Origin of the sequence: Streptomyces bluensis, assembly GCF_014650715.1 — a bacterium.
In the GTDB taxonomy this organism is placed as follows: Bacteria; Actinomycetota; Actinomycetes; order Streptomycetales; family Streptomycetaceae; genus Streptomyces; species Streptomyces bluensis.
Genome location: NZ_BMVM01000001.1, coordinates 884,314 through 909,526 on the forward strand (window position 1 = coordinate 884,314; position 25,213 = coordinate 909,526).

The following is a 25,213-nucleotide window of genomic DNA, read 5'->3' on the forward strand; positions in this document are numbered from 1 at the left end:
GAGGGGCCCAAAACGTGGCGCCCCCGTTACCTCACGGAAGCAGGTTCAACGGGTGCCGTTCGCCGCGAACTTCGCGACCTTCTCGACATTCTGTTTCGTGACGAAGGCGGGACCGGTGAGCACCGGGGCCTCTCCGCCGCCGCTGACGTTGCCGTTGAACCTGTAGAGCCAGAGCGCGTCGACCGCGAGGTAGCCCTGCAGATAGGGCTGCTGGTCCACCGCGAACTGCACCTTTCCGTCCTGCACGGCCTTCACGAGGTCGTTGTTCAGGTCGAACGTGGCGATCTTCGCCTTGCTGCCGGACTCCTTCACCGAGTCGACGGCGGCGAGCGCGAACTGGGCGCCGTTGAGGATGACTTCGTCGATGCCGGAGTCCTGCCTGAGCTTCGTGGCGATGACGGAGGTCACGGCGTCCATGTTGGTTCCGTCGACGTAGAGGTTCTCGGTCTGGCCGCTGAAGGTCTTCTTCACTCCGGCGCAGCGGGCCTCCACGGCGACGTTGCCGCGCTCGTGGACGACGCACAGGGCGTGCTTGGCCTTCAGGTCGTCCAGCTTGTCGCCGAGGGCGCGGCCGGCGACGCTCTCGTCCTGACCGAAGTACTCCAGCAGGCCCTGCGACTGCCAGGCATCGATACCGGAGTTGAGGCCCACCACCGGTATGCCGGCCGCGCGGGCCTGGGCGACGGCGGCCTTCATGGCGTCCGGCCTGGCGAGGGTGACGGCTATGCCGTCGACCCGCTCGCCGATCGCGTCACGCACCAGCCCTGCCTGCCCCGCCGGGTCGGCGTCACTCGCGTACGTCAGCTCGATGTTGCCCTTCGCGGCCGCGGCTTCCGCACCCTTCTTCACGCGCTCCCAGAATTCGTCGCCCTCGGCCCCATGGGTGATCATCGCCACCTTGATCCGGGTCGTGCCCGCCTTGCCCGCCGTGTCGGCACTGTCGGAAGCCGGCCCCCCGGAACCGGAGCAGCCTGCCGTGAGGAGGCCGACGACGGCCGCGGCGGACGCCAGGACCGTGGCGCGGGAGTGTCTGGGGGAACCGTGGGGGGTGGGGGACGTGTTCATGAGGGTGTGGCACCTCGCTGTGCGACCGAGCGGAGGAAAGGGGGAGACCGAAGCCGACACGCGCACCGAGCGACGCGTGTCGGCTTTCAGACTTTCGTTGGCCGTGAGCCAACCGTGTGTGACGCCTGGTAGTCAAGTGACCATCAACGGGGACGACACAGCCCGGCCAGCTCCCTGGCCTCACGGGGTTCCCTCTGGCATGTGCCGCTGCCATCTTCTGTGACATTCCAGGCGCGAGCGGCTCACGGTGTCCGCGGCCGCCTCCCGGCCCGTGCGGGGCGTGGCGTCCAGGGCTGATTCCGAACCCGTGTCATGTGCCGTCTGCTCCGGCCCCGGACGCCCCGGCCTCACTTCCCGTCCGGAATCCGTACCGTGCCGCCGCTCACCCGGATCCGGTCCCCGGTGGCCGGAGTGGCCGCGACGGGTGGGACGTTGACGGTCGTCAGAGCCGGCGCGCGGCCCGGCTCGCCGCCTCGGGGTGTGGTGCGCACGACCTGGCTGGGCGGCAGGGGCGTGCCCTCGCGCAGCCGTTGCCACATCAGGTCCAGCGCCTGCTGGTAGTAGAACCCGAGGGGCACGTACCGGTTGTCGTACCCGGGTGCGGTCGAGTCGGCGTGGTGGGCGTGGGTGACCTCCACATAGCTCACCGTGCCGTGTCCTCGCTCTGCACGGGAGTTGAGGCCCAGGTAGGGGCGTGAGCTGTGGTTGACGGGGACGCGGGCGTCGTCGCGGCCGTGGACGACCAGCGTGGGCTTGCCGTGCAGGTCGCCGCTGCGGCGGGTGGCGTCCAGTCCTTCGGCGACCCGGCGCGCCCACGCCCGCTCCTCGCTGGGGGCCTTCGCACGCGGGAAGGCCAGTCGCAGGACGCAGCGCTCGCCGCGCAGGTTGTACGCGTGCGTCCCGTCCGGTCCGAGGGACTTGGCGTCGGCGACGGGCCCACCGGGCGAGTTCTCGTCGATCAGCACGCCGGGGGCGGGGGCCCGGCCCGCACTGGTGGCGAACGCGGCGGCGAGTTCCGCCCTGCTGTACGGGGCGGGCCGGCCCGAGGAGTCGGTGCGGGCCCAGCCGTAGCCGCACAGCGAGTCGGTGACCGAGGCGCGGGCGAAGCTCATGGCGTACGAGGCGGGCGTCTGCGGATCGTAGTGGGCCGCCTGCAAGTAAGAGGATTGCGGTGGGAAACCGATACGGACGAGCGCCTCCTGGGCGAGGCGGGGCAGCCCGTCCTGGCCCGCTCGGGCGGCGTCGCGGCGCGTGATCAGGCGGGGGTCGTCGCCGACCAGCGCGGCGCAGCGGCGCCGCGCGGCGGCCGGGTCCAGGTTTCCGTACCCGGGAGCGGCCGGCTCGGTGAGGGCCGCGCACGGCTGGAGCAGTGAGGCGACGGAGCCGTACTGGAGCAGGGGCAGCCCCGCGGCCGGTACCCGCCGGTCGCCCTCGCGGACCTCGACGCCGTTCAGCGGGGCGAGGTTCATCTGCGGCTCGGAGGCCACCACGGCGTCGACGAGGCCGTGCCGGTCGTCCTCGCCCGCGGCGATCGCGGCGCCGCCGCCGTTGGAGACCCCGGTGGCGAGGACGGTGGTGGTGGCCGGGGTGTAGCCGGCGGCAGGTGCTCCCGGTCGATGGTCACGGTTCAGCAGGGCGAGCGTCAGTTCCACGGACCGCAGCACGTCGCGGCCCCAGGTGGCCTGCGGATCGGTACCGCTGTGCGCCATCTTGTACGCCACCCGGTAGGGGCGCTCGGCGTCGAACCGTGCCCGTTCCTCAGCGCTGAGGCCGGCGTCGAAGGCGGCGCGGCCGCCGAGGTCCGCCCGGGGCCCGGTGGTGCCGTCGTACGCCATCACGGTCCCGGAGTGCAGGTCGTCGAAGGCGGGCCCCATGCCCTTGTCGGTGTAGGCGACGGCGCAACGCCGGTGCAGGGCCCACGCCCCGGCCGTGCCCACCATGGTGTAGACACCGCCCAGTCCGGAGGCTGGCGCGGCGACCACGCACGGGCGGGCCCGGTCGAAGTCGTCGGGCACCTGGACGACGAAGCTCACACTGCGCGCGCCCCGGCCCGCCACCGCGCGGTACTCGGTGCCCGCGACCTTGCCGTCCCCGGGGACGGGCCGCCCGCGGTCGACGTTCGCCCCGTACAGCCGACCGAGACCGCCGCCGTCGCCCGCCGCCAGTCCGGCGGAGCTCCACAGGGCGCGGCGGCGCAGTTCGGCGGGCGTGGGGTGGTCCGGATCGGCGAAGCCGGGAGGTGTGGTGGCGCGGAGTCCTGCGAAGCCGAGGCCGCCGGTGAGCAGGTCGTCGGTGCGGCCGTCGTACCGGGTGGACGCCAGCTCCGTGACGTACGGCGGGAGTTGGGAAGAAGGTGCGGCCGCGGCGGGGCCGATCGGGGCGGCGGTGACCGCCAGTGCGCAGGCCAGCAGCAGCGGGAGTCTGCGGGGCATGGATGGGGTCCTCCTCACAGCGGCAGCGCGCCCGTGGCGAGTGCCACAGCCGTCATCACGAGGGTCGTGCCGAACGCCCAGCGGAAGATGAAGCGCTGGTGTTCGCCGAGTTGTACGCCGGTCATGCCCACGAGGATGAAGGTGGCGGCGGTGAGCGGGCTGAGCGGGAAGCCGGTCGTCATCTGTCCGAGGACGGCGGCGCGGGCGATCTCGGCGCTGTCGGTGCCGAAGGCGTCGGCGGTTCCGGCGAGCACGGGCAGGATGCCGAAGTAGTAGGCGTCGGGGGTGAAGACGAGGCTGAGCGGCATGCTGGTGACGGCGACGATGACCGGCAGGTGCCCGCCGAGTGCGTCGGGGATGACGTCGACCATCGCCTGGGCCATCTCCCCGATCATTCCGGTGCCGCCGAGGATGCCGGTGAAGACGCCCGCCGCGAAGATCATGGAGGTGACGAGGACGACGCTCTTGCTGTGCTTCTCCAGCAGGGCCTGCTGGTCCTCCCAGCGCGGGTGGTTGACGAGCAGCGCGATGATGAAGGCGAGCACGAACAGCACGGGCAGCGGCATGGTTTCCAGGACCAGCAGCACCAGCAGGGTGAGGGTCAGCACCAGGTTGAAGACCGTCAGTGCGGGGTGCCGGGCGGCCGTCACACGGGGTGTGCCGGGGCCGTCGCCCACCGGCTCGGGGACCTCGGTACGCTCCGCGGGCTCCAGTTCGCCGAGCCTGCGGCGTTCCCGGCGGCCGATGAGGTACGCGGCGAACAGTACCCAGACGATGCCCGCGCCCAGGGCGGGCAGGAGGGGCGTGATGATGTCGGACGTGTCGAGCTTCAGGGCGGCGGCCGCGCGTGCCGTCGGACCGCCCCAGGGCACCAGGTTCATCAGACCCGCGCCGAGGCAGACGATTCCGGCGAGCACCAGACGGCTCATCCCGAGGCGCCGGTAGACGGGCAGCAGGGCCGAGACGGTGATCAGGAACGTCGAGGCGCCGTCCCCGTCGAGTGCGACGCAGATGGTGAGCACGGCCGTGCCCACCGCGATACGTACCGGATCTCCCTGGGCCGCCCTGAGGATGGCGCGGATCAGGGGTTCGAAGAGCCCGGCGTCGATCATCAGGCTGAAGTAGAGGACCGCGAACGCGATCATGATGCCGGTGGGCGCGACTTGGGTGAGCCCCTTGAGCGCCATCGGCCCGATCTCGTCGGCGTGCCCGCTGGCCAGTGCGGCGAGCACCGGCAGCAGCACCAGGGCCACCAGGACGGACACGCGTTTGGTCATGGTCAGGAGCAGGAAAGCCCCGATGGTGCAGAAGCCCAGTGCCGCCAGCATGATCCGCCCACTTCCTAGTCCGGCCGGTGTTGCCGATGAGTTTCGGAGCGGTGAAAGATCCGCGTCCAGCATTGAACACAGATCTGTCCATGCGTTTAGCGCATCAGTTCCCTACGGCTGCCCGCGCGCCTACGCTCCCGGCCATGGACGTTACTTTGCGCCAGCTCGCCGCCTACGCCGCGGTGGCCCGGGCCGTGAGCTTCACCGCGGCCGCCGCCGAGATGCATGTGTCCCAGTCGTCGCTGAGCCGGGCGGTCGCCGACCTGGAACGCACGCTCGGCATGCGACTGCTGGAGCGCGACACCCGTAACGTGCAGCTCACTCCGGCGGGCGAGGAGGCGCTGCGCGTGGCGGACCAGATCCTCGCCACCCATCGCGCCGGACTGGCCCAGCTCGGCCGGTACGTGACCGGTGAGCGCGGCACGGTGGCGCTGGCGACGCTGCCCTCCCCCGCCGCCGTCCTGCTGCCCCCGGTGATCTCGGCCTTCCGGAAGCGCCGCCCGGAGGTGACCGTACGGATCCTGGACGGCCTGGAACGCTTCGTCCTGGAGCGGGTCGTGGACGGGGACGCCGACTTCGCGGTGACGACGGTGGCCCGCCCCCGCACCCCCGGCATCGAGCTCCGGCCGCTGGTCCGGGACCGGTTCGACGCGGTGCTGCCCGAGGGGCATCCGCTGGCCGAGCGGGACGAGGTGACCTGGCGGGACCTGGGCGGCGAGCCCTTCCTGGCGGTGGGCACGGACTCCAGCGTGCGCCGCATCACCGACGCGGCGTTCGCGCAGGCGGGCGTCGAGGCCCGGCCCGCGGCCGAGGCCGGGAGCGTGGCCACGGTCGGCGGCCTGGTCGCCGCCGGGCTCGGGGTCTCGGCCATGCCCGCGCTCGTGCACCCGCTGGTGGCGCCCGGGAAGTGGGTACGGCGCCCGCTGGTGGACCCGGTGGTGGAACGGCAGTTGTACGTCGTCCTGCCGGCGCGGCGGAGCCTGCCGCCCGGGGCACGCGCCTTCCTGGAACAGCTGGACGAGTTCCGGGCCTCGGGCCACGACCTGCCGAAGGGGGTTTCGTGGGAGTCGGAGGAGTCCCCGGCTCCTTCCGGCCGTACGGGGACGCCACCCCCGCCGACCGATGCGGTATCCGCATGAATTGATCCCCGTTCCTTGCTGGACTCGCATACGACCCACCCCGCAGCCTGAACTGCATGGACGACCGCAACGAGGAGCGCGGCAGCGCACGGCAGGGACAGTTGACGGGCCTGAAGGTGGTGGAGTTCGCCCACGTCGTGGCCGGACCGCTCGCCGGGGCGATGCTCGCCGACCAGGGGGCGGACGTGGTGCACGTGGAGCCGCCCGGCGCGGGGGACGCGGCGCGGGCGATGGGGCCGAAACGGGACGGGGTCCCCCTCTGGTTCAAGGTCGCGGGCCGCAACAAGCGGTCGGTGACGCTGGATCTGCACCGCGAGGAGGGCCGGGAGGTGGCCCGGTCCCTGGTGGCCTGGGCCGATGTGGTCATCGTGACCCTGCGGGCCGGGCGGCTGCGCGCCTGGGGCCTGGACTGGGAGGCGGTCCACGCGCTCAATCCGAAGGCCGTGCTGCTGCAGATCTCCGGCTTCGGCGCCACCTCGTCGCGGGCGGACGCCCCCGGCTTCGGCAAGATGGGCGAGGCCCGCAGCGGGGTCGTGCACCTGACCGGCTTCCCGGACGGGCCACCCGTGCACACCGGCTTCTCGCACGGGGACGCCGTGACCGGCCTGATGGGCGCGTACGCGATCCTGGCCGCCCTGCACCGCCGCGCCACGGACCCGGAATTCGACGGGGAGTGGATCGACCTCGCGCTCTTCGAGCCGCTGTTCCGGCTGGTGGAGTGGCAGGTGATCGCCCATGACCAACTGGGCGACGCTCCGATGCGCGCCGGCAACCAGCTGGCCGTGGCCCCGGCCGCCGTCATCAACACCTACCGCAGCCGCGACGGCGACTGGCTGACCGTCACCTCCGCCACCCTGCGGTCCGTACGCAACGTGGCCCGGCTGCTGGGCCTGCCGGACGAGGAGTTCGCCACGACCGAGCAGCAGCACGCCGGCCGCGAACGCCTCGACGAGGGCCTGCGCGCCTGGATCGCCGCGCGTCCCACCGCCGAGTGCCTGGCGGAGTTCGAGCGCGCCGAGGTGGTGGCGTCCCGCGTCTTCGACGCCGCGGACATCGCCGCCGACCCCGTGTACGCCGAACGCGAGGACATCATCACCGTGGACGACCCCGACCTCGGCCCCGTACGCATGCAGGCGGTGATCCCGCACTTCCGCCAGGTTCCCGGCGCGGTGTGGCGCACCGGCCCGGCGCTCGGCGCGGACAACGACCTCGTGTACGGCGAGTGGCTCGGCCTCGACGACGACCGGCGGGCGAAGCTGGAGGAGTCGGGTGTCATCTGAGGCGACGACCGACGCGACGGCCGACGCGAGGAGCGGGGTGACGGCTGGGGGTTCGTACGACGGCCGGGTACCCGCCCGTGCCCCGCTGCGTTCACTCCTCTTCGTGCCCGGCAACCGTACGGGCTGGCTCGCCAAGGCCGAGGCGGCGGGCGCCGACGCGGCGATCCTGGACCTGGAGGACGCGGTACCGGACGACGCGAAGGCCGCGGCACGGGCAGGGGTGGCCGAGGCCGTGTCCCGGTCGTACGGCAGGGGAATGCGGCTGCTCGTCCGGGTCAACGCCCTGAACACGGCGGCCGGTTGGGCGAGCGCCGACGAACTGCGCGCGGTGGCCCGCCCCGGCCTGTACGGCATCGTGCTGCCCAAGGTGTCGAGCGCCGACGACATTCGGCTGGCCGACCGTCTCCTTGCCTGGTGCGAGCGCGAACACGGCCTGCCCGAAGGGCACTTCGCGCTTGTCCCGCTCCTGGAGACGGCACGTGCGCTGCGGGAGGCGTACGACATCGGCCGGGCGGCCACCCGCGTGGCGCACCTCGGCGCGTTGACGGCGCCGGGGGGCGACGTCGAGCGTGCCGTCGGCTACCGCTGGAGCGCCGACGGCACCGAGACCCGTGACCTGCGCGCCCGCGTTCTCCTCGACGCCCGCGCCGCCGGCTCTCCGCACCCGGTGTCCGGCCTGTGGGCCGACATCGCGGACCTGGCGGGCCTGCGCCGCTTCGCGGAGCAGAACCGTGGGCTCGGTTACGAGGGCATGATGGTGATCCACCCGTCGCACGTCGGCATCGTCAACGACGTGTTCTCTCCGGACGGGGACGAACTCGCGCGCCATGAACGGCTGATCGCCGCGGTGGAGAAGGCCCAGGCCGAGGGTTCCGGCGCGATCCGCTTCGAGGGCCGCATGATCGACGAGGCCATGGCGGCGGCGTCCCGCCAGGTGCTCGCGCGGCACCGCGGCGGCTTCGGCGGCGCGGGAGCGTAGCGGCCGTCGAACGGCCGTCCCCCAAGACTCCACGGCACCGCACCACGACGGCGCCCGCCCCGCCCAGACCGACGGCTTGTCGGGTCACCGGTTTGTTCGCCCCCGCCGCCCCTACCCGTCCCATCCCCAGGGGCTCCGCCCCTTCGACCCCGCCCCCAAGGGGCTCCGCCCCCTTGACCCCCGATTCCGGGGCTGCGCCCCCGACCCCCTCTTCGGGGGCCGGCCCCCGGACCCCCGCTCCTCAAACGCCGGAGGGGCTGGATTGTGCGGGCGGGGCTGACTTGTACGGCAGAGCTGGATTGTCCGGACGGCGCTGGATTGCCGGGGCAGCGCTGGTTTATGGGGGAAGCGCTGGATTGTCCGGGCGGCACTGGAATGTCGGGCGGCGCTGGGTGCTGAGCGGCCGCGGGCGGCTTTCCAGCCCGTCCGGCGTTTGAGGACGAGGCCGTTCAGGCCGACAAGCGGGGGTCTGGGGGCGGCAGCACCCAGGGGACGGGAATGGGTAGGGGCGGCGGGGGCGAAACCCAAAACATCGAACACACCTTGACACGTGACGGAATCGAAGTCTTAGCTTGCCTCCAGCCATTTAGATGCATGAAGCGAGTTCAGATATGTGGACGGCACCCGTGTCGAGAGGGGCCCCGCCACGTATGAGGGAGACATGAAGTTCCAAGGAGTGCTGTTCTTCCCGGTCACGCCGTTCTCCGCAGACGGCTCACTGGACGAGGAACGGCTCGCCCAGCACATCGAGGCCGGCGTCACCGCAGGTGCGGGAGCCGTCTTCGTCGCCTGCGGCACCGGTGAGTTCCACGCACTGTCCGCCGACGAGATCGAACGGGCCACACACGTCGCGGTCACCACGACCGCCGGGCGCACGCCCGTCCTCGCCGCCGCGGGCGGCCCCGTGCCGGTCGCACGCGACCACACCACCCGCATCGAACGCGCGGGCGCCGACGGCATCCTGCTGCTGCCGCCCTACCTGGTGAACGCACCGCAACAGGGCCTGGTCCGGTACGTCAGAGAAGTGACGGCGGCCACGAGCCTGCCGGTCGTGTTCTACCAGCGCGGCACGGCCCGCCTCACCGAGGCCACCGCCGCCGAGATCGCCGCGCTGCCGTCCGTCGCCGGCCTCAAGGACGGCCTCGGCGACATCGAGCGCATGCACCGCATCGTCCGGGCGGTACGTGCCGTGCCGGGCACCGAGGACTTCCAGTTCTTCAACGGTCTGCCCACCGCCGAGATGACCGCATCCGCCTACCGAGGGATCGGCGTCGAGCTGTACTCCTCCGCGGTGTTCGCCTTCGCCCCGGAGATCGCGACGGCGTTCCACCGCGCCCTGGCCGAGGGCGACGACACACTGGTCGCCACGTTGCTCGACGAGTTCTACAAGCCTCTCGTCGAACTCCGCGACGAGGTTCCCGGATACGCCGTCTCGCTGGTCAAGGCCGGAGTGACCCTCCGCGGCCTGGACGTCGGCGGCGTGCGGGCACCCCTGCTCGACCCCACTCCGGAGCACAGGGACCGGCTGACGAAACTGATCGACCGCGGGCTGGAGGCGATTCACGCATGAGCACCACCCTGGGGGCCCCCGGGACCCGTATCCGCGAACTGATCGTCACCCCGATCGCCTTCCGCGACCCGCCCCTGCTCAACGCGACCGGCGTCCACGAACCGCTCGCCCTGCGCTGCGTCCTCCAACTCGTCCTGGAGGACGGCACGGTGGGCCTCGGCGAGTCAACGGGCGGCGAGGTACGCCTGGAACGGCTCCTGACCGCCGCGAAGGCAGTCGTCGGCTTGGATGTCTTCGACACGACCGCCGTCTGCGCCGCGATCGACGCCGCTCTCCTGCCCACGGTGCCCAGTTCGCACGAGCGCGGCTGGACCACCTCGGCCGTCGAGGTGGCCTGCCTCGACGCGCAGGGCAAGCTGCTCGGGCGTCCGGTCAGCGATCTGCTGGGGGGCACGGTCCGCGACTCGGTGCCGTTCGCGGCGTACCTGTTCTACAAGTGGGCCGAGCATCCGGCGCTGGACGGCCGCCCGGCCGTGGGCGACGACTGGGGCGAGGCGCTCGACCCGGCGGGCGTCGTCGAGCAGGCCCGGCTGATGCAGCAGCGGTACGGCTTCCGCTCGTTCAAGCTGAAGGGCGGGGTGTTCCCGCCGGACGAGGAGATCGCCGCCGTCCGGGCCCTCGCGGAGGCGTTCCCCGGCCGGCCGCTGCGCCTGGACCCGAACACGGCGTGGACGGTGGAGACGTCGAAGTACGTCGCCCGCGCACTCGACGGTGTCCTTGAGTACCTGGAGGACCCGACCCCGACGATCCCCGGCATGGCCGAGGTCGCCAAGGACTCCCCGATGCCGCTGGCCACCAACATGTGCGTGGTCGCGTGGGAACACCTGAGGCCCGCGATCGAGCAGAACGCGATCCAGGTGCTCCTCACGGACCACCACTACTGGGGCGGGCTGCGACGGACCCGTGAACTGGCCGCGGTCTGCGAGGTGTTCGGCATCGCGCTGTCGATGCACTCCAACTCGCACCTGGGCATCAGCCTCGCCGCGATGACCCATGTCGCCGCGACCATCCCCAACCTCGACCACTCCTGCGACACGCACTACCCGTGGAACTCGGCCGACGACGTGATCGTCCCGGGCGCCCTGGAACTGCGTGATGGAGCGGTCGCGGTCCCCACGGGTCCCGGCCTCGGCGTGGAGCTCGACCACGAGGCCCTCGACCGCCTGCACCGCCTCTACCTTGACTCCGGGATGCGGGCCCGCGACGACACCGGCTACATGCGCCGTGTCCAGCCGGACTACGAGCTGAGGCTCCCCCGCTGGTGACCCCTGCCGGGTCTGCGGGGACGTGCAACCTCGGCGCAACGTGACAGCGGGTTGGCTGGAACCGCCGACCCGAGGAGCGATGCCCCGTGACCGAACCGGAGACCACCCCGCAGACCACGCCCGCAACCACCCCACAGGCCGTCCCGCGGACCGGCGTCGTCCCCCGCGTCGAACTGACCCCCGCGGCCGCCGACCTCGTCCGGCGGCTGCGTGCCGCTCACGGGCCGCTGATGTTCCACCAGTCGGGCGGCTGCTGTGACGGCAGCGCGCCCATGTGCTACCCGGAGGGCGAGTTCCGTACGGGCGGCTCCGACGTGCTGCTGGCCGAGTTGGCGGTCGAGGGTGTGGAGGAGCGGGTGTCGTTCTGGATGTCACGGAACCAGTACGAGGTGTGGAGCCATACGCGGCTCATCGTCGACGTCGTCGAGGGCCGGGGCAGCGGCTTCTCCCTGGAAGCACCCGAAGGAGTGCGTTTTCTGATCCGTTCCCGAGTCGTCGACGCCTAGCCACCGTCATGGCGCCCGGTGTCTGGTGCACTGCCCGTGAGTGCTGGGACAGTTGACGAGACATCAGGGGGGCGCCGTGACGCGTCGGATCGGACGGTTCAGAACGGCACTGACGGTTCTCGCGGTCTGGAACGTGCTGGCCGGTGCCGCCCTCGTGGGCGCGGCGCCGGCCAGTGCCGCGCCGGCCGCCACCGAGGTCGCGCCGGGCGTCGAGTACACCGACTTCGACATCGTGGCGGCAAAAGGTGTGGCGCACGCCCATGTGCTGAGCATCGATCTGCGCGCCCCGCACGTACGGGTCGGTCTCCTGTACCCCGGGGTGGTGGCGGCACGGGCCGCCGTCTCACAACTCGCCGACACGGCGGGTGCCGTCGCGGGGATCAACGGCGACTTCTTCAACATCACCGAGACGCAGCACCCGGGCGTCGAGGCCACGGGCGCGCCGGTCGGCCCGGCGGTCGCGGACGGGCGCCAGCTCAAGGCCGCGGTCCCGAACGGCCAGCGCTTCGGCCCGGCCCTGCCGCCCGGCACGACCACCGAGGAGGTGTTCGGCGTCGGGACCGACCGCACGGCCCGCCTGGACCGGCTCGCGCTCGACGGCTCGATCGGGACGGACGAGGGGGACCTGCCGCTGCGCGGCCTCAACCAGTACGCGCTGCCGGAGGGTTCCATCGGCGCGTTCACCTCGGACTGGGGCGATGTCTCCCGGGAGCGGGCGGTGTGCGGCACGGACACGGACCGGTCGGCGCCGTGCAGCACGGACACCTATGAGGTGACGGTCACTGACGGCCGGGTGGTGGCGACGGCCGGGTCTCCGGGCCGGGGACCCATTTCCTCCGGCACCACCGTCCTGGTCGGCCGGGAGGCGGGCGCCCAGCAGTTGCGCGAGCTGTCGGCGGGCGAGCGGGTCACGGTTCGGCACCGGCTCGTGGCGGCGAAGGCGCGCGTCCCGTACGCCTTCGCGATCGGCGGCAGCCCGGTCCTCGCCGGCGGCCGGCCGCTGCCGGGCCTCGACGACACCGTCTCGGCCGTGCGCACGGCCGCCGGCATCGCGAACGGCGGGCGCCGGATGCTGCTGCTCGCCCTGGACGGGGCGCCCGAGTTCCGCACGGGACTCACCATCGCCGAGGTGGCCGAAACCATGCGCCGGTTGGGCGCGACGGACGCGTTCGGCCTGGACGGCGGCGGTTCGAGCACGCTGGTCGCACGCGAACCGGGCGCGAATAGCGTCTCCGTGTGGAACCACCCCAGTGGCGGCGCCGAACGCCCCGTACCGAACGGCATCGGGGTGTTCTCACGCCAAGAACACCCCTGAGGTCTGGCGGGTGTCACGGTTTGAGGCTGCTCACGATGTCCGCCGTGGCCGTGAGCCCGTTGTGGATGGTCGGGGCCATGCTCGAACTGGCCAGATAGAAGCCGAGCAGCATGCAGACCACGGCGTGCGAGAGCTTCAGCGTGCCATTGCGCAGGAACACCACCGCCAGGACCAGAAGCAGCACTACCACCGAGATGGAAACGGCCATCGTCAACCTCCTCCGCCACGTCCGCTTCGCGGCGTTCGGCCGTAAGTGTGGCGTAGCGGAGGGTTCGTCCGGGCGGCTGACGTGTCCTCCGAACGTGTGGTGTCCGCTTCCGCGGCCCTACGGCCGCTCGTGCGCGTCCAGGAACGCCTGGAGTCCCGCGAGATCATCGGTGTTGAGGTGGTCGACACCGGCGGCGAGGAGTTCGCCCCACAGCGCGTCACGGGCCGGGCCCGGCTGGTCGGGCGTCGCCCAGAAGCGGATCCGCTGGCCTCGCGCGTGCGCCCTGGAGACGATGTCGCGCAGCTTCGCCCGCTCGGCGTCCGGGAACGGGCCCACGCCCTGCCAGGTGAAGTTGAGCGTCCAGTTGTCGCTGATGAGCGGGACGAACGACGCGGGCGCGGAGCTGCCGAGGTCGGCGAGGCGGCCGTCGTAGAAGGCGCGGCGCACGGTCTGCGCCTCCATGGGCGGCCGGGCGGCGCGGTCGCCGGAGATGACGGCGGTGACCGGGCACGGGTACACGCGGCCGTGCGCGTACGTCGTGAACAGGTGCCGGTAGCGCGCAAGATGGCGGTCGAGTTCCAGGTAGGTCGAGGAGCCCTCGGTCTTGATGTCGATGAGGAGCTGCAAGGACCCCCGGTGCCCCCGGTACACGGACCCCCGGTTGGCCTTCACCCGGGCCGCGAGCGGATCGAGGTAGAGGGATTCGAGGGTGCGGGCCGGGTCGAGGTCCTCGGGGTCGTGGGCGACGAGGAGTTGTCCCTCGACGAGGTAGATGTCGGCCTCGACGCTTCCGAAGCGGTGGTCGAGGGCGTCGAAGAGGGGGCGCGGGTGCTCGTAGTCGTTGTGCGCGTGGGCGCGCCACAGCGGGCGCGGGCCGTGCTTCCCGTCGCCCGCCCACGCGTGGGCGGCGGGGAGGGCGACGGAACCCGCGAGGGCGGCGCCGAGGGTCGTGAGGGCTCTGCGGCGGGTGGTGAGGGCCATGTTCTGCCTCCCTGGAAGTGCCGTACCGGACGCCAGTGAGTATGGAGTCCTGTACGCCCCAAAGCGCAGTGCTGTGCGGGCAATTGGCCGGACTGCCGTCCTCCGTTCACTTCGTCCGTGCGGTGCACACGGAAAAGCCCGCCTGAGGTGGGGCGGGCTTTTCATGGCCTTCTCGTGGGCGTTACGCAGGCTTCTCCCAGGTGTACGTCAGGGTGCGGGCAGGTCGACCAGTTCGGCCAGCGCCGCGCGGTGGCCGCCGGCCGTGCCGTACGCGATCGCGTCGGCCTTGGCGCGCTTGAGGTACAGGTGCACGGGGTGCTCCCACGTCATGCCGATCCCGCCGTGCAGCTGGAGTGCCTCCTCGGCGGCGTGGACCGCGACGGGCGCCGCGTAGGCCTGGGCCACGGCCACCGCCACGTCGGTGTCGTCGCTGCCCGTGGCGAGGGCGTCGGCGGCGTTGCGGGCGGCCGCCCGCAGGCTGACGAGTTCCAGCCACAGCTGGGCGAGCCGGTGCTTGAGTGCCTGGAAGCCGCCGACGGGCCGGTTGAACTGCCTGCGCTCCTTCAGATAGCGGACCGTCTCGGTCAACGCCCATTCGGCGAGGCCGAGTTGTTCGGAGGCCAGCAGCCCGGCTCCGGCACGAAGGGCGCGTCGTACGGCGGGTTCGGCGTCGCCGAGACGACGTCCCTGTGCCCCGTGGAGGACGACCTTCGCGAGTGGGCGGGTCAGGTCCAGGGACACCCGGGGTATGACGGTGGCAGCGGAGGCGTCGACCGCGTACAGCCCGCCGTCGTCCGCGGGAACGAGCAGCACGTCGGCGACGGCCGCGTCCGCGATGGCGGTCAACTCCCCGTGGAGTGTGCCGTTTTCCTGCCGTACGACCTTGTAGGGGCCGCCCGGCGCGGTGTTCAGCGCGACGGCGAGGGCGCCGATGGTCCGTCCCGACGCCAGTTCGGCCAGCAGGTCCTCGACGCCACCACAGGCCAGCAGGGCCTCGGTGGCGACGACGGCGCTGGTGAGGTACGGCACGGGGGCGACCGCGCGGCCCAGCTCCTCCAGCACGACGGCGGCTTCACGGTGAGTGGCGCCCTGGCCGCCCCGCGCCTCGGGCACCAGCAGTCCCGCGAGGCCCATGTCAGAGGAGAGCGCCTTCCACAGCTCCAGGTCGTGCGGAGCGTCCGACTCGGTGCGCACGATCACGCCCGCCGCGTCGCAGTGGTCGTCGAGCAGGTCGCGGACGGCGGCGCGCAGCGCGTCCTCCTCCTCCGTGTAGAGCAGGTCGGGCCGCGTGTCCACGGGGCCGTCGGGGCTCTCGGGGCTCTCGGGGCTCTCGGGGCTCATCGGGCGAGGTCCTTCCAAGCGACGTCCTTGTCGGTGCGCGGCTCGGCGGGCAGCCCGAGGACGCGCTCGGCGACGATGTTCAGCAGGACCTCGCTGGTCCCGCCCTCGATGCTGTTGCCCTTGGAGCGCAGGTAGCGGTAGCCGGCGTCACGGCCGGTGAAGTCCACGAGTTCGGGGCGCCGCATCGTCCAGTCGTCGTACGACAGGCCCTCCTCGCCGAGGAGTTCGACCTCCAGACCGCTGATCTCCTGGTTGAGGCGGGCGAACGTGAGCTTCATGCCGGAGCCCTCGGGGCCGGGCTGGCCCACGACGAGTTGCTGGCGCAGCCGTTCCCCGGTGAGCCGGGCGACCTCGGCCTCGACCCACAGCGTCAGCAGCCGCTGGTGGTGGTCGTGCGTGCGCAGCTCGGGGCGTTCGCGCCAGGTCCTCGCGACCGGGCCGATCATGCCGCCCTCGCGCGGCAGCCGCATGCCGCCGATGGAGACGCGCTCGTTCATCAGCGTGGTCTGTGCGACCCGCCAGCCGTCACCGATCTCGCCGAGGCGGCGCGCGTCGGGGATGCGGACGTCGGTGAGGAACACCTCGTTGAACTCGGCCTCGCCGGTGATCTGCCTGAGTGGACGGACCTCGACGCCCGGGTCGGTCATGTCGCAGACGAAGTACGTGATGCCCCGGTGTTTGGGCACGTCCGGGTCGGTGCGGGCGATGAGGATCGCCCAGCGGGCCAGATGAGCGCTGGACGTCCACACCTTCTGCCCGTTGACCACCCATCTGTCACCTTGCCGCACGGCACGCGTACCGAGCGCGGCGAGGTCGGACCCTGCGCCCGGCTCGCTGAAGAGCTGGCACCAGACCTCCTCGCCGGTCCACAGGGGGCGCAGGAAGCGTCGCTTCTGCTCGTCCGTGCCGAAGCCGAGGATGGTGGGCGCGGCCATGCCGAGGCCGATACCGATGCGCCGGGGGTCGTTGTCGGGGGCGCCCGCGGCCTCCAACTCGGCGTCCACGACGGCCTGGAGGGAGCGCGGCGCGCCGAGGCCGCCGAGTCCCTCCGGGTAGTGCACCCAGGCCAGTCCCGCGTCGAAGCGGGCCCTGAGGAAGTCCAGGCGCCCGGTGGTGGCGGGTGGGTGGGACGCCAACAACTCCTGGGTGCGGCGGCGCAGTTCGGTCGCGTCGGTCATACCGCTTCCCCCTCGGCCGGTCCGGGGACCACGACGACCCGGCCGGTGGTGCTGCCGTCGGCGACCCGCTGTACGGCGCCGGCCGCCCCGCCGAGCGGCACACGCTCGCTGACCAGCGGTTTGATCGCTCCCCGCGCGGCCAGTTCGGTGAGCTGCTCGTGGCAGTGCAGGACCAGCTTCGGGTTCCGGGTGCGGTACAGGCCCCAGTGCAGGCCCAGGATCGAGTAGTTCTTCACCAGGGCGTGGTTGAGGGCCGGGCTGGGGATCGATCCGCTCGCGAAGCCGACGACCACGATCCGGCCCTCGAAGGCGACGACCTTGGCGGACTGTGTGTACGCCTCCCCGCCGACCGGGTCGTAGATCACGTCGGCGCCGCGTCCGCCGGTGGCCTCCTTCACCGCCGCGACGACGTCCTCGGTGCGCCGGTCGACGACGACGTCGCAGCCCAGCTCCCGTGCCACGGCTGCCTTGCCGGCCCCGCCGACGACACCGATGACGGTGGCGCCCGCGGCCTTGCCGAGCTGCACGGCGGCGCTGCCGACTCCTCCCGCGGCAGCGTGGACGAGCAGCGTCTCCCCCGCCTCAAGACGGGCCCGCCGGTGCAGGCCGAACCAGCCCGTCTGGTAGCCGATGTGCAGCGCGGCGGCCTCGGCGTCGTCGAGCGCCTCGGGCGCGGGCAGGACGGCCGCGGCGTCCGCGACGGTGTATTCGGCGAGTCCGCCGTACGGCAGCGCGGGGGTGGCGAGGACCCGGCGCCCGTCCTCGGTCTCGCCGCAGATCTCCACGCCGGGCGTGAACGGCAGCGGGGGCCTGACCTGGTAGTGCCCGCGGCACAGCAGCGCGTCCGGGAAGTTGATGTTCGCCGCGCGCACCTTCAGCAGGACCTGGCCGTCGCCGGGCGTGGGCCGTTCGACGTCGGCGAGCCGCATCACCTCGCTCGGCTCGCCGTTCTCGTGCACGTGCCATGCCTGCATGGGGCCTCCACAGGACTGCGTCGTCTGAGCGGGGTCGCCCGTGCATACTAAGCGGTCGCTTGCCCCTGGGGGAACCTCAGGGGCGTCACCGCTTCCTGGGCCGCGCCCGGACGTGCATCCGCTCCCCCTGCGGCCCGAACAGGCTGAGGAACTCCACCGGCCCCTCCCCCGTCGACCCGAACCAGTGCGGCACCCGGGTGTCGAACTCGGCGGCCTCCCCCGCCGTGAGCACCACGTCGTGCTCGCCCAGCACGATCCTCAGCTTCCCGGACAGCACGTACAGCCATTCGTAGCCCTCGTGCACCCGAGGGTCCGGTTCGAGCCTGCGCTGCGGTTCGAGCACCTTGAACGCCTGGAGCCCGCCCGGCTGGCGGGTCAGTGGCCAGTGGGTCCGGCCGTGCATGACGATCGGCTCGGCCCGGATCCGCGGATCGCCCACGGGCGGGGCGCCGACCAGTTCGTCCAGCGGGACCTGATGGGCGCGGGCGATGGGCAGCAGCAGTTCCAGGCTGGGCTTGCGCAGGCCCGACTCCAGCCGCGAGAGGGTACTCACCGAGATACCGGTGGCCTCGGACAGGCCGGCGAGCGTCGCACCGCGCTCCTTGCGGACGCGCCGCAGCCGGGGACCGACCTCGGCGAGAACCTCGTGCGTGTCGTCACTCATACGGACATTGCAGTTTCGGCAAAGGCGTTTGTCAATGCGGGGGTACTCGGACGACTGTCGGGAGCGGAGGTGGTCACCATGACCGAGAAGTACGGGACTGAGAGGTACGGGACCCAGACGTACGGGACCGAGACGTACGAAGTGATCGTCATCGGCGGTGGCGCGGCCGGACTGTCCGCCGCCCTGGTCCTGGGCCGGGCCCGGCGCCGGACGCTCGTGGTCGACGCGGGCGAGCCGCGCAACGCGCCCGCCGCACACATGCAGGGCTATCTGTCGCGGGACGGCATGCCGCCGGCGGAGTTCCTCGCGGTCGGACGGGAAGAGGTGGCGTCGTACGGCGTCGAACTGGTCCACGACCAGGCGGTGGACGTGACCCGCCGTGAGGACTTCGCCGTGGAGCTGGCGAGCGGCCGGACCGTGCGCGCCCGGCGGCTGATCGTCGCCACGGGGCTGGCCGACGAACTGCCGCCCGTCCCGGGAGTCGCCGAGCGTTTCGGGCGGGATGTGCTCCACTGCCCGTACTGCCACGGCTGGGAGGTCCGCGACCTGCCCTTCGGGGTGATCCTCACCTCACCCATGAGCGTCCACCAGGCGCTGCTGGTCACCCAGTGGTCGAAGGACGTGACCCTGTTCCCGCACACCACGGCCGAGGCGGACCTCTCGGACGAGGACCTGCGCAGGCTGGCGGCCGCCGGTGTGCACGTCGTGCCCGGCGAGGTCGCGGAGCTCGTCGTCGAGGACGACCGGCTGACCGGCGTACGGCTCGCCGACGGCACCGTCCACGCGCGGTCGGCCGTCTTCGTCGCGCCCCGCCTCGTCCCGCGGACGGCGCTGCTGGAGCGGCTGGGCGCGGAGATGAAGGAGACCCCGTTCGGCATGGCCCCGGCGGTCGACGAGACGGGCCGCACCACGGTGCCGGGCGTGTGGGCGGCGGGCAACGCGACGCTCATGACCCAGCAGGTGGTGCACGCGGCCGGAGACGGCTACAAGGCCGCGGGCACGATCAACAACGAGCTGGTCATGGAGGACATCGAGGCGGCCGTCCGGGTGTAGTCCGAGGCGGCCGTCCGGGTGTCGTCCGGCCGCCCGCGATGCACCATGGCTGCATGCTGTTCGCCCGGCTCGCCCGTGTGTCCCGGGAGATCGCCGCCAGCTCGGCGCGCTCCCGGAAGACGGCTCTGCTCGCCGAACTGTTCCGGGACGCGGAGGCGGACGACGTGCCGATCGTCATCCCGTATCTGGCGGGCCGCCTGCCTCAGGGGCGGCTCGGCATCGGCTGGAAGCTCCTCAACCAGCACATCGCGCCCGCCGTCGAACCCTCGCTGACCGTGCGGGAGGTCGACGCTCGGCTGACCCGGATCGGTTCCGTCACCGGCGCCGGATCGCAGGCCGAACGCAGGCGCCTGGTCGGCGAGTTGCTGGCCGCGGCCACCGACGACGAGCAGCGGTTCCTGTTCGGGCTCCTCACCGGTGAGGTCCGGCAGGGCGCCCTGGACGCGCTGGCGGTCGAGGGGCTCGCGGCGGCGACGGGGGCGCCCGCGGCCGGCGTACGCCGTGCCGTGATGCTCGCCGGTTCGCTGCAGGCGGTGGCCGAGGCGGTGCTCGCGGACGGCTCGCCCGCCCTGGACCGGTTCCGGCTCACCGTGGGCCGTCCGGTGCTGCCGATGCTGGCGCACACCGCGTCCTCGGTGGCGGAGGGTGTCGGGAAGCTCGGTTCCTGCGCGGTCGAGGAGAAGCTGGACGGCATCCGCGTCCAGGTCCACCGCGACGGCGACTCCGTACGGCTCTTCACCCGCACCCTCGACGACATCACCGACCGGCTGCCCGAACTCACCTCGGCCGCCCTGGCGCTGAGGGGCGCGCGGTTCATCCTCGACGGGGAGGTCATCGCGCTGGACGGGAACGGGCGGCCGCGTTCCTTCCAGGAGACCGCCGGGCGGGTGGGCTCCCGGACGGACGTGGCGACGGCGGCCCGGGAGATGCCCGTCTCGCCGGTCTTCTTCGACGCGCTCTCCGTCGACGGCCGGGACCTGCTCGACCTGCCGTTCGCCGAGCGGCACGCGGAGCTGGCCCGGCTGGTGCCCGAGCCGATGCGGGTGCGTCGCGCGCTCGCGCACGGACCCGACGACCTCGGCGCGGCGGAGGAGTTCCTCGCCGAGACGCTGCGGCGCGGCCACGAGGGTGTCGTCCTCAAGGCCCTCGACGCCCCCTACAGCGCGGGCCGGCGCGGCGCGTCCTGGCTGAAGGTGAAGCCGGTGCACACCCTCGACCTGGTGGTCCTGGCCGCCGAGTGGGGCCACGGCCGCCGCACGGGCAAGCTCTCCAACCTGCACCTGGCCGCCCGCGCCCCGGACGGCTCCTTCGCGATGCTGGGCAAGACGTTCAAGGGCATGACCGACGCGATGCTCACCTGGCAGACCGAACGGCTCAAGGAGCTGGCCGTCGAGGACGACGGCTGGGTCGTCACCGTGCGCCCCGAGCTCGTCGTGGAGATCGCGTACGACGGTCTGCAACGCTCCACGCGCTACCCGGCCGGTGTCACGCTCCGCTTCGCCCGTGTCGTGCGCTACCGGGAGGACAAGTCCCCCGCCGAGGCCGACACCGTCGAGACGCTGCTCGCCGCGCACCCGGAGGTGACCCGGTGACGACGGCACGGCGAAGCGCGGGCCTGCTGCTGTACCGGCGCGCGGCGGGCGGTCTGGAAGTGCTGCTCGGCCATATGGGCGGCCCGTTCTTCGCCCGGCGGGACGCCGGGGCGTGGACGGTGCCGAAGGGCGAGTACGAGCCCGACGAGCCGGCCCGGGACGCGGCCCGCCGCGAGTTCCAGGAGGAGCTGGGCGTTCCGCCGCCGGTCGGGGAGGCCGTGCCGCTGGGCGAGGTGCGGCAGACGGGCGGCAAGGTCGTCACCGCCTGGGCGGTCGAGGCCGACCTCGATCCGGCGACCGTGGTGCCGGGGACGTTCCGCATGGAGTGGCCGCCGAGGTCGGGACGGGTCCAGGAGTTCCCCGAACTGGACCGTGTGGAGTGGCTGGCCCTCGACCTGGCGCGCGAGGTGATCGTCAGGGCGCAGGCGGTGTTTCTGGACCGGCTGGCGGAGCACTCGGACGGCCCGGGCTGACCCCGCGTCGCATGGGCCACCGCGCCCCGTTGCCGCGCGGGAAGGCCACGACACAGCCCGTCCGTCCTTGAGGAGGCCGGCCATGCCCATCGCGACGGTGAACCCGGCGAACGGTGAAACCATCAAGACCTACGACGCGCTGAGCGAGGAGGAGACCGAGCGCAGGCTCGCCACCGCCGAGAGCACGTTCCGCACCTATCGGACCAGCTCCTTCGACGAGCGCGCCCGCCTGCTGCGCCGGGCCGCCGATCTCCTCGACGAGGACACGGATGCCGTGGCCCGTGTGATGACGACCGAGATGGGCAAACCGGTCGGGCAGGCCCGCGCCGAGGCCGCCAAGTGCGCGAAGGCGATGCGCTGGTACGCCGACCACGCGGCGGAGCTGCTCGCCGACGAGGAGCCCGACGAGTCGGATGTGAAGGACTCCGGCGCCTCGCGCGTCCTGGTGCGCTACCGGCCGCTGGGCCCGGTGCTCGCGGTGATGCCGTGGAACTTCCCGCTGTGGCAGGTGATCCGGTTCGCCGCGCCCGCGTTGATGGCGGGCAACGTGGGCCTGCTCAAGCACGCCTCGAACGTGCCGCAGACCGCCCTGTACCTGGAGGACCTGTTCCACCGCGCGGGCTTCCCCGAGGGCTGCTTCCAGACGCTGCTCATCGGCTCCGGCGCCGTGGAGGGCGTCCTGCGCGACCCTCGGGTCAGGGCCGCCACGCTCACCGGCAGCGAGCCGGCGGGCCGCTCCGTGGCCTCGGTCGCCGGGGACGAGGTGAAGAAGACGGTCCTGGAGCTGGGCGGCAGCGACCCGTACATCGTGATGCCGTCGGCGGACATCGACCGGGCCGCGAAGACCGCGGTGACGGCGCGTGTCCAGAACACCGGGCAGTCGTGCATCGCCGCCAAGCGGTTCATCGTGCACACGGACGTGTTCGACGCCTTCGCCGAACGCTTCACCGAGGGCATGAAGGCACTGAAGGTGGGCGACCCGATGAAGGAGGAGACCGACGTCGGGCCGCTCTCCAGCAAGCAGGGCCGCCGTGACCTGGAGGAGCTGGTCGTCGACGCGGTGGAGGGCGGCGCCACGGTCCTGTGCGGCGGGGTGCGCGCCGAGGGACCCGGCTGGTACTACCCGCCCACGGTCCTCACCGGCGTGACCCGCGAGATGCGCGTCCACCGCGAGGAAGCCTTCGGACCGGTCGCCACCCTGTACCGGGTCGCCGACCTGGACGAGGCGGTCGCGGTCGCGAACGACTCGCCCTTCGGACTGAGCTCGAACGTGTGGACGCGTGACGCCACCGAGGTCGACCGGTTCGTCCGCGACCTGGAGGCAGGCGGGGTGTACGTCAACGGGATGACGGCGTCCCACCCCGCGTTCCCGTTCGGCGGAGCCAAGCGATCCGGATACGGGCGGGAGCTGTCGGGACACGGGATACGCGAGTTCTGCAACATCACCACCGTGTGGCACGGGGCGTGAGCGTTCCGCAGCTACGATCCCTTCTGTGAACCGCGAAGTGACTCTGCCTCTGATCGTCGACAACCGCGGCACGTTGCAGGTGGCGGCCGCCGACGTCAGCAAGCTGCTGCGCACGGTGGGCGGCCGGTGGCTGCACCTGGTGGAGGCGGGTGAGGACGGGCTCGACGAGGAAACGGTGGCGACCCTCACGATCGAGCTCGCCAAGCTGGCCGACCGCATCGACGTGGCCTGCATCGCCCACAGCAGCGGCCCGGCCGGCTAGGGCACTGTTCTGACCTCGCTCAGCGCTGTTCCAGCTCCCACAGCGTGTGCCAGAACATCGTCTCGTAGCTCTGGAGCAGACGGCCGTAGCGGTGTACCAGATGCTCGTCGATGCGTCCCTCGTCCAGTCCCGCCTGCACCGCCTCCCGCGCCCGCTGGTCCAGCTCCGGTGCGGGCTCGGCGAAGAAGTCGAAGAAACCGCAGGCCTCGTCGCTGAAGCCGTAGTGCCGTCGCAGGGCGTCCGCGATCGTCGCGCAGTAGCCGCCCCACGCCGAGAAGTTGGCGCTCAGCGCGAGCACGACATCGGCCGGTTCGCCGTCCAGCGCCAGCCAGGCCACGTACGAGGGATAGGCCTGGCAGCCCGGCAGCGGCTCGTACTCCACGGCCCGCGCCTCCTCCACGCCGCACGCCCCGGCGAACGCCCCCAGCCGCTGAGCGGCCAGTTCCTCGCCCTCGGCGAGCAGCTCGAAGAAGGGCACGCTCGCGGGCTCCTCGGCGGCCGACCGTTCGGCCAGATGACGGAACGAGCGCCGGTCCGCGGCGATCACATGGCGTTGTTCGAGGGCCAGCGCGGCGAGTGTGTCGCGTCCTGCCGCGCCGCGGGCGATCAGCGGCAGCAGCCGGTTGGTGCCCGGATCCGGGGCGAGCCTTCCGGTGGTGGTGTCCAGAAGTTCCCTGGCCGTCAGCGTCATCGCGCACTCCCTCGTGGCTGCCGCGGGTCCGTCTCACCGCTCTTCGACCCTGACACGGTTGCCCGGTGGGGAGTAGTCGGGCGAGAGATCCTCACGCAGTCGGGTGATCGTGGACGGTGATCATGGTGCGCCCCTCCGCCGGCCGCGGGGCCGGCGGAGGGCGGGCACCCCGGCGGCACTACCGGATCGGCATTCCCGACAACGTACGCGCGATCACCAACCGCTGAATCTCACTCGTGCCCTCGAAGATGGTGTAGATCGCCGCGTCCCGGTGCATCCGCTCCACCGGGTACTCGCGCGTGTACCCGTTCCCGCCCAGGATCTGGATCGCCTGCGCGGTCACCTTCTTCGCCGTCTCGCTGGCGAACAGCTTGGACATCGAGCCCTCGGCCGCGGTGAACGGCTTCCCGTTGACCGCCATCCAGGAGGCCCGCCACACCAGCAGCCGGGCCGCGTCGACGGACGTCCGCATGTCCGCGAGCTGGAACGCGACGCCCTGGTTGTCGATGATCGGCCGCCCGAACTGCTCACGGGTCCTGGCGTAGTCGAGGGCGACCTCGTACGCGGCACGGGCCGTACCCACGGCCATGGCGCCGACCGCGGGGCGCGACGCCTCGAACGTGGCCATCGCCGCGTTCTTCACGCGCTCGCCCCCGGCCCTCGCCTTCTCGCGGGCGCGGGCGAGCCGCTCGTCGAGCCTCTCCTTGCCGCCGAGGAGGCAGGAGCCGGGAACGCGGACGTCCTCCAGGACCACCTCGGCGGTGTGCGAGGCGCGGATGCCGTGCTTCTTGAACTTCTGCCCCTGGGACAGGCCCGGCGTGTTCGGCGGCACGATGAAGGAGGCGTGCCCCTTGGAGCCGAGCTCCGGGTCGACGACGGCGACAACGACGTGGACGTTGGCTATGCCGCCGTTGGTCGCCCAGGTCTTTGTGCCGTTGATCACCCACTCGTCCTTGGCCTCGTCGTACACGGCACGCGTGCGCATGGAGGCGACGTCGGAGCCGGCGTCGGGCTCGGAGGAACAGAAAGCGGCGACCTTGACGTCGCTCGCGTCGCCGTACATCTGGGGGATCCAGGTGCCGATCTGCTCCTCGGTGCCGTTGGCGAGGACGCCGACGGCGGCGAGGCCGGTGCCGACGATGGACAGGGCGATGCCCGCGTCACCCCAGAACAGTTCCTCCATGGCCATGGGGATGCCGAGGCCGGTGGGGTCGAAGTACTGCTGGGCGTAGAAGTCCAGGGAGTAGATGCCGACCTTGGCGGCCTCCTGGATGACCGGCCAGGGAGTCTCCTCGCGCTCGTCCCATTCGGCGGCCGCGGGGCGGATCACATCGGCGGCGAACCCGTGGAGCCAGTCGCGGACCTCCTTCTGTTCCTCATTGAGGTCCATCGTGAACTCGGGCATGACCCCTCCAGCACTGCACTAAGGTGTTACCTATGGTAACGGCA

23 protein-coding genes are annotated in these 25,213 nt (G+C 72.1%); 12 read left to right on the forward strand and 11 right to left on the reverse strand.

What is annotated here, in order from left to right:
* Nucleotides 1–45: 45 nt before the first annotated feature.
* The 3 genes from IE262_RS04020 to IE262_RS04030 all read right to left on the reverse strand — a co-directional run bounded on the left by IE262_RS04020 (nt 46) and on the right by IE262_RS04030 (nt 4,825).
* Nucleotides 46–1,065, reverse strand: coding sequence for a substrate-binding domain-containing protein (locus IE262_RS04020; RefSeq protein WP_134030998.1), 1,020 nt, complete (start codon nt 1,063–1,065; stop codon nt 46–48).
* 347 nt (nt 1,066–1,412) lie between these two features.
* Nucleotides 1,413–3,497, reverse strand: coding sequence for a 3-hydroxybutyrate oligomer hydrolase family protein (locus tag IE262_RS04025; RefSeq protein WP_189871280.1), 2,085 nt, complete (start codon nt 3,495–3,497; stop codon nt 1,413–1,415).
* A 14-nt stretch (nt 3,498–3,511) separates the two neighbouring features.
* Complete coding sequence (locus IE262_RS04030) at nt 3,512–4,825, reverse strand: CitMHS family transporter (protein WP_166681553.1); 1,314 nt, start codon at nt 4,823–4,825, stop codon at nt 3,512–3,514.
* Nucleotides 4,826–4,968: 143 nt separating this feature from the next.
* Between IE262_RS04030 and IE262_RS04035 the strand changes: the two genes are divergently transcribed.
* The 7 genes from IE262_RS04035 (at nt 4,969) to IE262_RS04065 (ending at nt 12,879) form a co-directional block, all read left to right on the forward strand.
* The gene (locus tag IE262_RS04035) at nt 4,969–5,964 is read left to right on the forward strand and encodes a LysR family transcriptional regulator (RefSeq protein ID WP_189871282.1); all 996 of its coding nucleotides are present in this window, start codon (nt 4,969–4,971) and stop codon (nt 5,962–5,964) included.
* Nucleotides 5,965–6,020: 56 nt separating this feature from the next.
* The gene (locus IE262_RS04040; protein ID WP_189871283.1) at nt 6,021–7,244 is read left to right on the forward strand and encodes a CaiB/BaiF CoA transferase family protein; all 1,224 of its coding nucleotides are present in this window, start codon (nt 6,021–6,023) and stop codon (nt 7,242–7,244) included.
* The gene (locus IE262_RS04045) at nt 7,234–8,223 is read left to right on the forward strand and encodes an HpcH/HpaI aldolase/citrate lyase family protein (protein ID WP_134031016.1); all 990 of its coding nucleotides are present in this window, start codon (nt 7,234–7,236) and stop codon (nt 8,221–8,223) included. Before IE262_RS04040 ends, IE262_RS04045 begins: the two co-directional genes overlap by 11 nt.
* 661 nt (nt 8,224–8,884) lie before the next feature.
* Nucleotides 8,885–9,793: a 5-dehydro-4-deoxyglucarate dehydratase gene (locus tag IE262_RS04050; protein ID WP_189871285.1), complete on the forward strand. Its 909-nt coding sequence runs from the start codon at nt 8,885–8,887 to the stop codon at nt 9,791–9,793.
* Nucleotides 9,790–11,058, forward strand: a complete 1,269-nt coding sequence (locus IE262_RS04055; protein WP_189871287.1) for a glucarate dehydratase family protein — start codon at nt 9,790–9,792, stop codon at nt 11,056–11,058. Before IE262_RS04050 ends, IE262_RS04055 begins: the two co-directional genes overlap by 4 nt.
* Before the next feature lie 173 nt (nt 11,059–11,231).
* The gene (locus IE262_RS04060; protein WP_134031668.1) at nt 11,232–11,564 is read left to right on the forward strand and encodes a DUF779 domain-containing protein; all 333 of its coding nucleotides are present in this window, start codon (nt 11,232–11,234) and stop codon (nt 11,562–11,564) included.
* A 76-nt stretch (nt 11,565–11,640) separates the two neighbouring features.
* On the forward strand, nt 11,641–12,879 hold the full coding sequence (locus IE262_RS04065; RefSeq protein ID WP_229877085.1) for a phosphodiester glycosidase family protein: 1,239 nt from the start codon (nt 11,641–11,643) through the stop codon (nt 12,877–12,879).
* A 13-nt stretch (nt 12,880–12,892) separates the two neighbouring features.
* Here IE262_RS04065 and IE262_RS04070 read toward each other — a convergent pair whose 3' ends face one another.
* The 6 genes from IE262_RS04070 to IE262_RS04095 form a co-directional block, all read right to left on the reverse strand.
* On the reverse strand, nt 12,893–13,087 hold the full coding sequence (locus IE262_RS04070) for a hypothetical protein (protein ID WP_134031025.1): 195 nt from the start codon (nt 13,085–13,087) through the stop codon (nt 12,893–12,895).
* Between the two features lie 117 nt (nt 13,088–13,204).
* A complete protein-coding gene (locus tag IE262_RS04075; protein ID WP_189871289.1) occupies nt 13,205–14,068 on the reverse strand; it encodes a phosphatidylinositol-specific phospholipase C/glycerophosphodiester phosphodiesterase family protein in 864 nt (287 codons plus the stop codon).
* Nucleotides 14,069–14,275: 207 nt separating this feature from the next.
* Nucleotides 14,276–15,409 carry an acyl-CoA dehydrogenase family protein gene (locus IE262_RS04080; RefSeq protein ID WP_189871291.1) on the reverse strand — a complete coding sequence of 378 codons (1,134 nt, stop codon included), beginning with the start codon at nt 15,407–15,409 and terminating at the stop codon, nt 14,276–14,278.
* Nucleotides 15,406–16,587, reverse strand: coding sequence for an acyl-CoA dehydrogenase family protein (locus IE262_RS04085; protein ID WP_189871294.1), 1,182 nt, complete (start codon nt 16,585–16,587; stop codon nt 15,406–15,408). The genes IE262_RS04080 and IE262_RS04085 overlap by 4 nt, the downstream gene beginning before the upstream one ends.
* Nucleotides 16,584–17,561: an NADPH:quinone oxidoreductase family protein gene (locus IE262_RS04090; protein ID WP_189871295.1), complete on the reverse strand. Its 978-nt coding sequence runs from the start codon at nt 17,559–17,561 to the stop codon at nt 16,584–16,586. The genes IE262_RS04085 and IE262_RS04090 overlap by 4 nt, the downstream gene beginning before the upstream one ends.
* 85 nt (nt 17,562–17,646) lie before the next feature.
* Complete coding sequence (locus tag IE262_RS04095) at nt 17,647–18,225, reverse strand: helix-turn-helix domain-containing protein (RefSeq protein ID WP_134031041.1); 579 nt, start codon at nt 18,223–18,225, stop codon at nt 17,647–17,649.
* A 78-nt stretch (nt 18,226–18,303) separates the two neighbouring features.
* Between IE262_RS04095 and IE262_RS04100 the strand changes: the two genes are divergently transcribed.
* From IE262_RS04100 to IE262_RS04120, 5 genes are all read left to right on the forward strand, one after another.
* Nucleotides 18,304–19,278 (forward strand): NAD(P)/FAD-dependent oxidoreductase, encoded by a 975-nt coding sequence (locus IE262_RS04100; protein WP_189871297.1) that lies wholly within the window; start codon nt 18,304–18,306, stop codon nt 19,276–19,278.
* A gap of 53 nt (nt 19,279–19,331) precedes the next feature.
* Entirely contained in the window at nt 19,332–20,870 is a 1,539-nt protein-coding gene (locus IE262_RS04105) for an ATP-dependent DNA ligase (RefSeq protein ID WP_189871299.1), read from the forward strand.
* Nucleotides 20,867–21,343: an NUDIX hydrolase gene (locus tag IE262_RS04110; RefSeq protein ID WP_134031051.1), complete on the forward strand. Its 477-nt coding sequence runs from the start codon at nt 20,867–20,869 to the stop codon at nt 21,341–21,343. Before IE262_RS04105 ends, IE262_RS04110 begins: the two co-directional genes overlap by 4 nt.
* 82 nt (nt 21,344–21,425) lie before the next feature.
* Nucleotides 21,426–22,811: an NADP-dependent succinic semialdehyde dehydrogenase gene (locus IE262_RS04115; RefSeq protein ID WP_189871301.1), complete on the forward strand. Its 1,386-nt coding sequence runs from the start codon at nt 21,426–21,428 to the stop codon at nt 22,809–22,811.
* 25 nt (nt 22,812–22,836) lie between these two features.
* Nucleotides 22,837–23,073, forward strand: a complete 237-nt coding sequence (locus tag IE262_RS04120; protein WP_131561917.1) for a DUF6213 family protein — start codon at nt 22,837–22,839, stop codon at nt 23,071–23,073.
* 19 nt (nt 23,074–23,092) lie between these two features.
* On the opposite strand, the gene IE262_RS04125 is transcribed toward IE262_RS04120, so the two are convergent.
* Together IE262_RS04125 and IE262_RS04130 are read right to left on the reverse strand one after the other, a co-directional pair.
* Entirely contained in the window at nt 23,093–23,764 is a 672-nt protein-coding gene (locus IE262_RS04125) for a thiaminase II/PqqC family protein (protein WP_189871304.1), read from the reverse strand.
* A gap of 178 nt (nt 23,765–23,942) precedes the next feature.
* Nucleotides 23,943–25,169 (reverse strand): acyl-CoA dehydrogenase family protein, encoded by a 1,227-nt coding sequence (locus tag IE262_RS04130; RefSeq protein ID WP_189871306.1) that lies wholly within the window; start codon nt 25,167–25,169, stop codon nt 23,943–23,945.
* Between the last annotated feature and the right edge of the window lie 44 nt (nt 25,170–25,213).

Bases quoted from the DNA above. Each gene is read 5' to 3' on its own strand.
- IE262_RS04100 (WP_189871297.1), top strand. From the start codon at position 18,304: ATGACCGAGAAGTACGGGACTGAGAGGTACGGGACCCAGACGTACGGG.
- IE262_RS04130 (WP_189871306.1), bottom strand. From the start codon at position 25,169: ATGCCCGAGTTCACGATGGACCTCAATGAGGAACAGAAGGAGGTCCGC.
- IE262_RS04030 (WP_166681553.1), bottom strand. From the start codon at position 4,825: ATGCTGGCGGCACTGGGCTTCTGCACCATCGGGGCTTTCCTGCTCCTG.
- IE262_RS04125 (WP_189871304.1), bottom strand. From the start codon at position 23,764: ATGACGCTGACGGCCAGGGAACTTCTGGACACCACCACCGGAAGGCTC.
- IE262_RS04105 (WP_189871299.1), top strand. From the start codon at position 19,332: ATGCTGTTCGCCCGGCTCGCCCGTGTGTCCCGGGAGATCGCCGCCAGC.
- IE262_RS04080 (WP_189871291.1), bottom strand. From the start codon at position 15,409: ATGAGCCCCGAGAGCCCCGAGAGCCCCGAGAGCCCCGACGGCCCCGTG.
- IE262_RS04090 (WP_189871295.1), bottom strand. From the start codon at position 17,561: ATGCAGGCATGGCACGTGCACGAGAACGGCGAGCCGAGCGAGGTGATG.
- IE262_RS04050 (WP_189871285.1), top strand. From the start codon at position 8,885: ATGAAGTTCCAAGGAGTGCTGTTCTTCCCGGTCACGCCGTTCTCCGCA.
- IE262_RS04035 (WP_189871282.1), top strand. From the start codon at position 4,969: ATGGACGTTACTTTGCGCCAGCTCGCCGCCTACGCCGCGGTGGCCCGG.
- IE262_RS04040 (WP_189871283.1), top strand. From the start codon at position 6,021: ATGGACGACCGCAACGAGGAGCGCGGCAGCGCACGGCAGGGACAGTTG.
- IE262_RS04085 (WP_189871294.1), bottom strand. From the start codon at position 16,587: ATGACCGACGCGACCGAACTGCGCCGCCGCACCCAGGAGTTGTTGGCG.
- IE262_RS04055 (WP_189871287.1), top strand. From the start codon at position 9,790: ATGAGCACCACCCTGGGGGCCCCCGGGACCCGTATCCGCGAACTGATC.
- IE262_RS04115 (WP_189871301.1), top strand. From the start codon at position 21,426: ATGCCCATCGCGACGGTGAACCCGGCGAACGGTGAAACCATCAAGACC.
- IE262_RS04020 (WP_134030998.1), bottom strand. From the start codon at position 1,065: ATGAACACGTCCCCCACCCCCCACGGTTCCCCCAGACACTCCCGCGCC.
- IE262_RS04025 (WP_189871280.1), bottom strand. From the start codon at position 3,497: ATGCCCCGCAGACTCCCGCTGCTGCTGGCCTGCGCACTGGCGGTCACC.
- IE262_RS04070 (WP_134031025.1), bottom strand. From the start codon at position 13,087: ATGGCCGTTTCCATCTCGGTGGTAGTGCTGCTTCTGGTCCTGGCGGTG.
- IE262_RS04075 (WP_189871289.1), bottom strand. From the start codon at position 14,068: ATGGCCCTCACCACCCGCCGCAGAGCCCTCACGACCCTCGGCGCCGCC.
- IE262_RS04095 (WP_134031041.1), bottom strand. From the start codon at position 18,225: ATGAGTGACGACACGCACGAGGTTCTCGCCGAGGTCGGTCCCCGGCTG.